Source organism: Enterobacter sp. WCHEn045836 (assembly GCF_003965585.1).
Taxonomy (GTDB): Bacteria; Pseudomonadota; Gammaproteobacteria; order Enterobacterales; family Enterobacteriaceae; genus Enterobacter; species Enterobacter dissolvens.
Genome location: NZ_RXPT01000002.1, coordinates 387392 through 397625 on the forward strand (window position 1 = coordinate 387392; position 10234 = coordinate 397625).

Consider the following 10234-nt stretch of genomic DNA (forward strand, 5'->3'; position numbering starts at 1 on the left):
TGGGGTGATGTTTTTCCTGGTGGTTTCCATCGGGATTTCATATCTCGGTATTTTTAAGTTGCGTGAATACCTTTCTTACCCCGATGTCGTTAACTTCTCTTTTTGGGTAACTTTTGCTGCCGCATTTTTCTTTTTTTCTCACCGTTATTGGCGATGATTTTTCCTGTTTTTTTTACCGGGAAGCTGATAACCATTGCATCAGGTGAAAAATTACTGAAAACCACGTTTGTCATCTTAGGGTTAACTGTCCTGGGAATGTTTATCTTTCAAGAAAAATACACAACATCTTTAATGCATAAAGGTTACACAGAATGCCAGGGGATTCCTTCGGGTTGGATGCCTAGTATGGCTAAAAAATATGCCATAAAACCATCCCTTTGTACTCAGCATTGATGGTTCTCTTAACTCTATGATTACCCGTACCAGACTCCCGGAGTCTGCTTCAGTGTTTAACACGCAGCAATTTACTAAGCAGAATAAATATGGATGATTTAACCCTGCGTTATTATGACGCTGAAATGCGCTATCTGCTGGAAGCCGGCGAAGAGTTTGCCCGTGCTCACCCCGAGCAGGCGGCAATGCTCAATCTCGATAAAGCGGGGGCGCGTGACCCGTACGTGGAGCGGTTGTTTGAGGGCTTTGCCTTCCTGATGGGCCGGCTGCGTGAAAAGCTCGATGATGATCTGCCTGAGCTGACTGAAGGGCTGGTCAGCCTGCTGTGGCCGCATTACCTGCGCACCATTCCGTCGATGTCGGTGGTGGAGTTCACCCCTGACTGGCGTGAGATGAAAGAGCAGATGCGCATTGTCAAAGGTTTCGAGGTGAACTCGCGGCCGATCGGTGAGAAGGGCACTCGCTGCCGGTATACGACCACCAAAGAGATCACACTTCAGCCGCTGTCACTTGAAAGTGCGCGTCTGGCAACCGATCCGGATGGTCGCTCGGTCATCACGCTGCGCTTTAACTGCAGCCATCTTGCCGACTGGAGTCGTGTCGATCTCAGTCAGATCCCGTTCTACTTCAATGCAGACGCCCCGCTGGCCTGCGCCATGCATGAAGCCTTTACCATAAACACTGCGCGTCTCTGGCTGCGGATGCCGGGCGACACGGACAGAAGACCGCTCGAAGGGTATTTCACCGCGCTGGGTTTTGGCGATGATGATGACCTGTGGCCGAAGGGAAGCAGTAGCTTTAGCGGCTACCAGCTGCTGCTGGAGTACTTCACCTTTCGTGAGAAATTCATGTTCACGGGACTGCGTGGGCTGGAGACCGTGGTCTTTCCGGCTGAGCTCCCCTGGTTTGAAATCGACGTGGTACTGGCGGAGCGCTGGGAGCACGACTTCAGCTTTACCGAAAAGCATCTGCGCCTGAACTGTGTGCCGGTGATTAACCTGTTCCCGCTGGAATCCGACCCGCTGACGCTCAACTCCCTGCAGACCGAATACATGCTGCGCCCGATGCGCGTACAGGATGGCCATACCGAGATATACGCTGTCGATTCTGTGATGTCATCGAGCCAGCATACCTACGTGCCGTTCTCCAGCTTCCGTCACAAAGGCGGAATGATGCGTCATGAAGCGCCGGAATATTACTACCACACCCGCGTGCGCCGCGGTCCGTCCGGGCTTCATAACACCTGGCTTATCCTCGGCGGCGAAGCGTTTGATAACCATACGGTGCCGGAGGATGAAAGCCTGTCGCTGACGCTCACGGGCACCAACGGACAGCTACCTCGCCGTGCACTGCAGAGCACCGTGCTTGATACGGTAATGAAAACCACCTCGACCAGCATCGCTGTGCATAATCTGTGTGCGCCGACGTTACCCTGTTATCCCCCGGCGCAGGACCGTTTCCACTGGCGCGTGCTGAGTCATCTTGGCAGCGGCTTCCTGTCGATGATGGACAATGCGGAAGTGTTACGCGGAACCCTGGCGCTTTACGAGTGGACCGACAGCGAGATGAACCGCCGTCGTCTGGAAGCCATCATTGATGTGAAGCACAGTGAAACCGAGCGCTTCGAGCAGGGCTACCTGGTGCGCGGCGTGCAGATTGAAGTGACGCTGGACAGCCACGGCTTTGCCGGACGCGGCGACATCTGCCTTTTTGGTGAGATGCTGAGCCGTTTCTTTGCGCTGTATACCGATATCTATCTGTTTAACCGCCTGATTATCATCCTGCAACCGACCGGAGAACGCCTGGAATGGGAAGAGAAGCACAACCGCCGTATTCCCGGCTGACCCCGCGGCTGGAGGCTGATCTTCACCGCATCAACTTTTACCGTTTATGTCAGTTGCTGGAGAAGCGTAACCCGGGCAGGCCACTGATGGGCTCTACCAGTCATCCGGCGGATGACCCGGTGCGCTTTGCGCCACACCCCGGGATGGGCTTCCCGGCGAGCGAACTCAAAGCCGTGGAGTATGACGAAGAGGGTGACAGTAAACCACCGCTCATCCGCGCCACGTTTATGGGCATGTACGGCGTGGATTCGCCGCTACCGACCGCCTATCTCGACGACATCACCCAGCGTCGGGAAGGGCATGAGGCGCTACAGGGCTTTCTGGATATCTTCAGCCACCGCATCCTGACGCAGTTTTATCGCATCTGGCGAAAATATTCCTACCCGGCCACGTTTGAGCCCGGCGGCACCGACAGCATTTCTCAGTCGTTGCTGGGTCTGGTGGGGCTGGGCATTCCGGGCACCGCAGAGCACATCGCCACGCCGGTATCGCGCTTTCTGTCGCTGCTTGGCGTACTGCAGCAGCCAGGTAAAACCCAGGAGGGGATGCAGGCGCTGGTGAGTCTGCTGGCACCGGATACCACCGTACAGGTTAGCCCGTACTGCCTGCGGCCGGTGGAGGTCAGTCAGCCGCTGGGCTTTTATGGTGATGACGATTTTCTTCTGGATGGCAACACGCCGCTGGGTGAAGAAGCTATGGATGCTAACAGTCAGTTGCTGATTGCCCTGTCCACCGATAACGAACAGGAATCGCAGGGCTGGAAACCTGATGGTCTGCTGTATCAGGACTTTCTCGTGATGCTGCGTGTCTATCTGGGCTGGCGCTTTAAGGCAAAAATCACCCTGACTACCCGGACCCGACTGCTGGCCGCTCCACCACTCGGCAATGGTCCTTTCTGGCTGGGCATGAACGGCGTACTGGGTGTGGAGGGGGATGATCTCCTGAAGGATATCCCTGAGACCTTTACGACCGAACTGGGTTATTACACTGGGCTGGAGCCTGCGACACCACAACAAGGAAACCGACGTGTTACGTACAAGTTTAACTAAAACTGCGCGCTGGCTGTTACCCCTGCTGGCATTCAGTCTGGCGGGCTGCGGAGTGACGCAAAGCATCACCGATGGCACCAAATCAGCATTTAACGCCGTGTTCTACAAAAAAATTAAGGTGCTGCACCTGGATTTCACCGCCCGTGAAGCGCTGAACACCGATTCCCGCGAGAGTAACTCGCTGTCTGAGCCGGTGATTATCCGTGTCTACCAGCTGAAAGACCGCAAAATCTTCGACAAAACGGTCTACCAGCAGTTGCTGAAAGACGGGGAGACCATCCTGAAAGCTGACCTGCTGGCAAGCCGTGAAGTGGTGGTGAAGCCGGGTGGAGATGCGAACCTGAATATGCCGATGGAAGCCGATGCACGGTTTGTGGCGGTGGTGGGTCTGTTCCGTCACCCGGATATGGTCAATAACACCTGGAAGCTGGTGATGGGGCGTGAAGAACTTGACCCGGATAAGCCGCGCGTTCTGGAAGCCGGTAACAATCATCTGACACTGCAGCCTCTCAAGGACGACTGATGCCCCAGGGACACAACACACCTTCACTGTATGAAATGCTGACCGGCAACTTCACCGGCGGCCTCGATCTCCATCAGGTCAGTGAACAAAATCAGGTGATTTTGTCCGTGCTCGATAACATGCAGCGCATCCTCAACTGTCGAGCCGGGACGCTTGCGCATCTGCCGGACTATGGCCTGCCCGATATGACAAAAATACTGCAGGGCATGCCCGGCACCGCACATGAGCTGATGGGCACCCTGTTTGCTGTCCTGCTCAAATATGAACCGCGTCTGAAAAAAATTACTGTCGTCCTGCTGGAGCAGAACGTCCCCGGCGAATTGCGTTACGCCATTGATGCCGAGCTGAAGGGCATTGGTCTCGTACGCTATGGCACCGAGTTTATGCCCGAGGGACGAGTGATGCTGAGACACCTGAAGCAACAGCATTATCTCGACACCACAACCCGTCTGTAAGGCCAGCTAACACCATGTCAGTAAAATCACAGTTTCTCGAAAAATTGCAGACGAGACAGTCTGCTCCGGTTTCATCCGTCAGCAAGACTCAGGCTGATGTTGCTGAGTTTCGCCTCCGAATGGCACAGCTTCAGGAGCAAATGGACGCGTGGCTGGTGGGTACCGGACTGAATGCGGAGACACACAATACACCCGTTACGGACCTGCTGGTTGAGAGGGGATGTTTTGATATTACCGCCCTCGTTCTGCGTATCGACGACCGGTCCGTAAAATTTGTGCCGGCATTCCTTTATGGTCAGGGTGTAACCGGGTGCGTGGAGGTGACCTTCCATAATGGAGGACTCGTGACGCCTCTGGGTCGATTATTTATGCGGTCAGCCACGGTGAACAACTGGACCTTTGTTCCGCCTGGTGCTTTATCCCCCTCTGGACAGGTTTTTGATGAGAGCACTTTTTTTGGTTTGATTCTGGCGCTCATTCCATAGTGCAACTGGAATGAGCAATAGTTATATATTTCTTTGCCTGTCAGTCATTGCATAATTACCTGGCGAAACAGTTAATGGCTGACGGAGAACCGAGCCACAAAATTACGAAATAAATTACGGATATGGAAATGAGAAAATTAATCTTTCTTCTGGTCTCAGGGATACTGTTTACGGCACAAGCCGATGCGGCGCGTGGAAGGCAGCCCTGCTCAGGTTCAAAAGGCGGTATAGCGCACTGCACATCTGATGGCCGCTTTGTCTGTAATGACGGGAGTCTGAGTCAGTCGAAACGATTCTGTTCCGGGTATGGTTCCTCAGAAGCCAGCAATCGGGTAAAACCATCCACTTCCACCCGAAAAACGCAGACGAAAAAGGTGAGTACTGCGAAAAAGCAGAAACTGCAACGTGCTGCAGAAAACGACGAACCGGTCAGTACCCAACCCCGACATCCCACATGCGCTCCCCTCTATATGGCCAGCAAGCCCGGATACACTCATTTACCGATTTGTTCAGGGGAATATTAATATAAAGGGCAATGTGTAGGATGAGATATTTGCACACGGGAAAATCTATGGGGGATAGCCATTTTTTATTTTCAGGAGGTTTTTAAAGGAGGCAGAGTCTTTGGGTGTTACTACGTTGTCAATGTCGGCGGTTACAAACTGGTAGTTATATGTAAAGTTCTTGCTAATATAAAGGTTTTTATTGTCTAATCAATGAGGTTTAATATGACGCATATCGATGCAATATCCAGATTCGCAACTGATTACGTGAAGGGTAAATTATCTTCAGAAGACGTGGTTTTTCTGGAGCGTAAAGGCAATGTTGTTATTTTTGATGTTGTACCATCGGGTTTTTTAATTGTTGTGGATGATAATTCATCTTTCAGAGTGATAGGGTACTCTCAGTGTGGTAGTTTCAAAAGCAACCCGGTGATTGAGAGTATTATATCTGCAGCTAACAATCATGCAGTGTCTTTGAATAATCGTTGTGAAACGAATCATAAATTCGAGCCTATATCACCACTGATAGAAACAAAATGGAACCAGTACGGGCAATCATTACCGAAGAGAGGTATGGTTTCAGGGTGCGTTCCTGCTGGGTTAGCACAAATAGCGTATTACTACCGACATCCCCTGCACGGCCTGAAAGCAACTACTGAGTATTCATACAACGACTCAGAGGGGAATGTTATAAATATTCCTGAGATAAACCTGCCTGAAATAACTTACGAGTGGGACAAAATGCCTCAGGTTGTTGATGAGAATACGACGGAGGAGTCTTTAAAACGCGTGGCTGACTTGATGTACCACATTGGTGCATCCATGAATATTAAATTTGATTATTTTGAGACTGCGACTGATGCTAATATATATTATAAAAAAATGCATGAGTATTTTGGGTATGATATTGAAGACTTGCTTTTTACTTTTAGTAAAACAGGTAACGAAACTGTGACAAAAGAGGAGTTATTAGCATTAATAAATAACTCCCTGAGAAAGAAAAGACCAGTTACCGTTGGTGGTGCCAAGTCGGGGACTAAAACCACTCATTACTTTATTGCATGTGGTATTGACATTGACGGTTTTGTCTACTTTAACTTTGGCTGGGGCGGTAATGGTGATGGTTACTTCGATATTTTTGATATTGCTTATTCCATCGATATGATTGCAGGGTTTAATGTCAAACCCCGGGAGCCAGATTATCTTTCTCTGGTGGAACACTCTCAGTTTTCTGAAGACATTATCTATGGTGAACCTGTAGAAGTTAATGCAAACTTCAAAAATACAAGTTCATGTGACTTTTTAGGTGAATTGGGTTTGGGGGTGAATTTAAATCCGGCCAACTATGTTGTGACAAGAGACTGGTCAGCAGTATTTGATGTATTCGCTGTTGTTTCCACAGAGAAAATATCCTCTCAGGGTGAAGTCTTTATCAGGTTTAATGAGTCAATTCCGGATGGTTATGGATTTGGTGAGTTATTTCTTTACTTTATGGCTAAGAATACTAAAGATAATACCGAATGGCGATATGTTGACAGACAGCCATTACGGTTGACTCATCGCCGGAAAGTGTCAGTCTCAGGTATTTTTATATGTTCGCAAATTGGTATTGAAGATAATCTGCATCCCGGATGGGAGGGAGAGGCTGAAATTCATATTTCAAACCAGTCGGATGGAAACGTTTCAGGTGGGGTGATTTTATGCTTTATTGATGGTTATGGGAACATTCTACATAAGGTGAGTGAGCGTCATTATATATCCATGGGCAGTAATGAGGTTAAAAAAATAGTTATTGACGTTTCTCTTTCGAAAGAATTTGAGGTGGGTAATTATCATCTTGCAGCGATTTATGACAATGCCGGGAGTTTATCTGAGCTATCATGGGAAATACTCCCTTTCGATGACACGAATGCTGAAAATACCAGGCTGGTAAAAGTCAGGAACATTATACGTTCTTCTTGTAATGCCAGACTTATGAAATCTTTGGATGTACCTTCGTCAGGAATTAGGGGGGAGAGCAGTTTCAGAACAACACTTGTTGTAAAAAACATCGGGGAAGAGTTGATATTTAATCCAGATGGAGTATTAACTTTAATTCTATTGGATGAATTAAACAGGCGTTATCCATTTACCCATAGTCACTCTCAGGTCGGTATGGGGCCGGGGCAACAATATTCACTGGAGCTCGATATTGCTCTTCCGACAAATATGGATATTGGTCCGTATGTACTGTCTTTACAGGTTAATGATACCCTTACTTCCAGGGAGTCCTATGAAATTGATATATTCTCCCCGGGGGATGATAGCATTGTCAATCAAGTAGTATTTACCGTTCTCCCGGATACGGCTGCGCGGTTTGTAAAGTTGACTAAAAATCTTGTTGCTCCAGAGGAAATAAGTCAGGGGACGGAATTTGAACTCCCTGTTCAGTGCAGAATGGATGGGGATGCTTACTTTTATGGGGATTTGAGAGTTGTTATAGAAAATCCTGGTGGTGACACAATTGAATTAGGCAGAATAGAAGTTCTATTTACCAGGGAAGGAGACGAACAAATATTTATCATTAACTGTAAGCTAAATGAAAAAGCTGAGCCAGGGCCATATTCTTTGTATGTCATCGGTAATTCCTGGGGTGATGAAGCCAACAAGGCAATATTAACAGGCGTTAGTGAGGAAATTGTCGATAAAATTAAGCTGGCTGTCAAATAGTATGGGGTACGGACTTAATAGTGATGAGCGAATGCGTGCTGTGAGCTTATGATATAGTCTGCGCTCCCCATTTGAAGAGAGAGGGTTTCATTCTTAAATGCGCCCTCACTCTTTTTTATAGTATTTGAATTGACAGTGGCAGGATATAAAAGATGACGCGAAGAAAAAAAGATGACAGTACTGCGGGTATTATCCTGGTTATTATTGGCGTCATTGCCTGGGGTATTTATGTCGCGGTAAGAGCATTAATCAATATTAATGAGCGATTTATTGAATCTGTGTCGAATCCGGCCGGAGTTATCGGTCTGTTCTTTGGCTTACTGATAGCCGTTGCATTAATAATACGGGTTTTCATTTATCGGGGCTTCCGGAAGAAAACCGCGGAGCTCGAACAGGCTGCGTCTGACCTGGCCCGGAAAGAGAAAGCCCTGGAAGAAACGGTCAGTACTGAAGTGGCTCGTGGCCTGTATCAGGAAAAGAGGCAGCTTTCCGGTCAGTGGGATGAGTTTCGCAATGCCAGAAATAAAGCCTCCCGGGCACTGCAGCGTATTGTGGACTCCGCTTATAAATTCAAAGTCAAAACCCTGCTTTCCGGCACTACGGTGAATAACTGGCAAAGCAAGTACGACCAGCTCAGGAAGGAGAGAGACGCTTACGCGGCCATCAGCGAGAAAATCACCTTTCTGGAGCTGGAAGATAATGCCGACTGGGAAGGCGTAAAACAGCAGTTTCTGGATAAGGTCGCCTTGCTGGAAAAAGCGCAGGAAGAAAAAGAATATCAGGCTGAGCTCAAGCGTCAAATGCGGGAAGAAAAGCAGCGTCAGGATGAGCTGGAGCAGCAGCAACGCGAAGCGGAAGAGGAGGAGCAACGCCTTGCTGAGCAGCAGCTTTTACTGGAAGAAGCTCTGCTCGCCGCTGAAGGTGCGCACCGGAAAGAGCTGGAAAGACAGCGTCTGGAGCTGGAGCAGAAAATCCAGGACGTGCATCAGCAGTATGAACGCGCCAAATCCATGGCTCAGCTCACGAAGCAGGGACACGTGTATGTGATTTCGAATATTGGCTCCTTCGGTGAAAACGTCTTCAAAATCGTTATGACCCGACGGCTGGAGCCTATGGAGCGCGTGAAAGAACTGAGCGGGGCAGCTGTGCCGTTTGATTTTGACGTCCACGCCATGATTTCCTGCGATGACGCCCCTGCGCTTGAAAAGATACTGCATGACCATCTGGAAAGCTACCGGATTAACCGAATCAACCTGCGTAAGGAGTTTTTCCGGGTTGAACTCAGTAAAATTATCGATGAGGTTGAGCGTCATCACGGGCAGGTTGAATATATCGCTGATCCGGTGGCGCTACAGTATCTGCAGAGTCTCGAATATGCAGAAAGCGAAGCCGCATAAGCAATAACTTTCAACAGCTCCTTATTCGTCAAATGGACAACTGGTCATGAATAACATCACCCCGCGTAAAATCAAAACCGGCGGCGACCCGCGCACGCTACCGGATTATGCTGCCCTGCGCGATGAGCTGAGTAAGCTGACACATCCGGCTCGCCCCGATGTGAACTGGCGTTATGCGGAAAAACTCTGTCTCTCACTGTTTGAGCAGAACGGTGTGGAACTGCAAACGGTAGCCTGGTATACGCTTGCGCGTACACAATTGGCCGGTTTATTCGGGCTCAATGAAGGGCTGACGATACTCGAGGCCCTGATAAGTCATCAGTGGGAGGCACTGTGGCCGCAGCAAGTCCATGCCCGGATGGAAATCCTCAGCAGTCTTAGTCAGCGCCTGCAGCAACGAATGCGTTCGCTCCCGCTGAATTACAGTGACCTCAGCCAGCTGTACCGGGCGGAGCAACTGCTTACCGGACTAGGAGAGGTACTGCAGCGTCTAGAGCTTAAGCATCTGAGCCAGCTCGATACATTGCGTACCCTGATGCACAACAGTGCTCTCCGGCTGGAAAGCTGCGATGGTATTACCAGCACCGGGTCAAATATTCAGCCGGGTATCGTGTTGCCTGCCACCGTTATGAATGATACGACAGCATCCAAGAGAGACTTTGCTGGTGGACCAGATGAAGATATGTCAGAGAGTGCAGTGAAGTGGGTTTACGTTGCGCAACAGGAACAACAGCCGAATGTAGAAGTGCTGTCGACAATGCCTGTTCCGGTTAAAAAGTGGAAATCCTTTGTCGCCGGGATGTGTACCATGCTGGTGATAAGCATAGTCTCAGTGTGGAGCTGGCATTTTCTTCACCGGCCAGACCCTCTACAGAA

Annotated in this window: 10 protein-coding genes; 9 read left to right on the forward strand and 1 reads right to left on the reverse strand. The window is 49.5% G+C overall.

Features of this window, described 5'->3' with window-relative positions; genetic code table 11:
• Positions 1 to 89: 89 nt before the first annotated feature.
• The gene (locus EKN38_RS25700; RefSeq protein ID WP_185812827.1) at positions 90 to 233 is read right to left on the reverse strand and encodes a hypothetical protein; all 144 of its coding nucleotides are present in this window, start codon (positions 231 to 233) and stop codon (positions 90 to 92) included.
• 249 nt (positions 234 to 482) lie between these two features.
• Here EKN38_RS25700 and tssF point away from each other — a divergent pair, with 249 nt between their 5' ends.
• The 9 genes from tssF to EKN38_RS04310 all read left to right on the forward strand — a co-directional run.
• Complete coding sequence (gene tssF, locus EKN38_RS04270; RefSeq protein WP_126521732.1) at positions 483 to 2237, forward strand: type VI secretion system baseplate subunit TssF; 1755 nt, start codon at positions 483 to 485, stop codon at positions 2235 to 2237.
• Positions 2201 to 3286, forward strand: coding sequence for a type VI secretion system baseplate subunit TssG (gene tssG, locus EKN38_RS04275; RefSeq protein ID WP_126521734.1), 1086 nt, complete (start codon positions 2201 to 2203; stop codon positions 3284 to 3286). The genes tssF and tssG overlap by 37 nt, the downstream gene beginning before the upstream one ends.
• Positions 3264 to 3809: a type VI secretion system lipoprotein TssJ gene (gene tssJ, locus EKN38_RS04280; RefSeq protein ID WP_126521736.1), complete on the forward strand. Its 546-nt coding sequence runs from the start codon at positions 3264 to 3266 to the stop codon at positions 3807 to 3809. The genes tssG and tssJ overlap by 23 nt, the downstream gene beginning before the upstream one ends.
• Complete coding sequence (gene tssE / locus EKN38_RS04285) at positions 3809 to 4264, forward strand: type VI secretion system baseplate subunit TssE (protein WP_126521738.1); 456 nt, start codon at positions 3809 to 3811, stop codon at positions 4262 to 4264. Before tssJ ends, tssE begins: the two co-directional genes overlap by 1 nt.
• Before the next feature lie 14 nt (positions 4265 to 4278).
• Complete coding sequence (locus EKN38_RS04290; RefSeq protein ID WP_126521740.1) at positions 4279 to 4749, forward strand: hypothetical protein; 471 nt, start codon at positions 4279 to 4281, stop codon at positions 4747 to 4749.
• A gap of 128 nt (positions 4750 to 4877) precedes the next feature.
• On the forward strand, positions 4878 to 5273 hold the full coding sequence (locus EKN38_RS26205; protein ID WP_126521742.1) for a hypothetical protein: 396 nt from the start codon (positions 4878 to 4880) through the stop codon (positions 5271 to 5273).
• Positions 5274 to 5477: 204 nt separating this feature from the next.
• On the forward strand, positions 5478 to 7961 hold the full coding sequence (locus EKN38_RS04300; RefSeq protein ID WP_185812828.1) for a C10 family peptidase: 2484 nt from the start codon (positions 5478 to 5480) through the stop codon (positions 7959 to 7961).
• Positions 7962 to 8113: 152 nt separating this feature from the next.
• A complete protein-coding gene (locus EKN38_RS04305) occupies positions 8114 to 9358 on the forward strand; it encodes a GIY-YIG nuclease family protein (RefSeq protein ID WP_126521746.1) in 1245 nt (414 codons plus the stop codon).
• Positions 9359 to 9404: 46 nt separating this feature from the next.
• On the forward strand, positions 9405 to 10234 hold an 830-nt coding region (locus EKN38_RS04310), incomplete at its 3' end, for a type VI secretion system ImpA family N-terminal domain-containing protein (protein ID WP_185812829.1).

Coding starts and splice junctions, on each gene's coding strand:
- EKN38_RS04300 (WP_185812828.1), top strand. CDS start 5,478: ATGACGCATATCGATGCAATATCCAGATTCGCAACTGATTACGTGAAG.
- tssE (WP_126521738.1), top strand. CDS start 3,809: ATGCCCCAGGGACACAACACACCTTCACTGTATGAAATGCTGACCGGC.
- EKN38_RS04305 (WP_126521746.1), top strand. CDS start 8,114: ATGACGCGAAGAAAAAAAGATGACAGTACTGCGGGTATTATCCTGGTT.
- EKN38_RS04290 (WP_126521740.1), top strand. CDS start 4,279: ATGTCAGTAAAATCACAGTTTCTCGAAAAATTGCAGACGAGACAGTCT.
- tssF (WP_126521732.1), top strand. CDS start 483: ATGGATGATTTAACCCTGCGTTATTATGACGCTGAAATGCGCTATCTG.
- tssG (WP_126521734.1), top strand. CDS start 2,201: ATGGGAAGAGAAGCACAACCGCCGTATTCCCGGCTGACCCCGCGGCTG.
- EKN38_RS25700 (WP_185812827.1), bottom strand. CDS start 233: ATGACAAACGTGGTTTTCAGTAATTTTTCACCTGATGCAATGGTTATC.
- EKN38_RS26205 (WP_126521742.1), top strand. CDS start 4,878: ATGAGAAAATTAATCTTTCTTCTGGTCTCAGGGATACTGTTTACGGCA.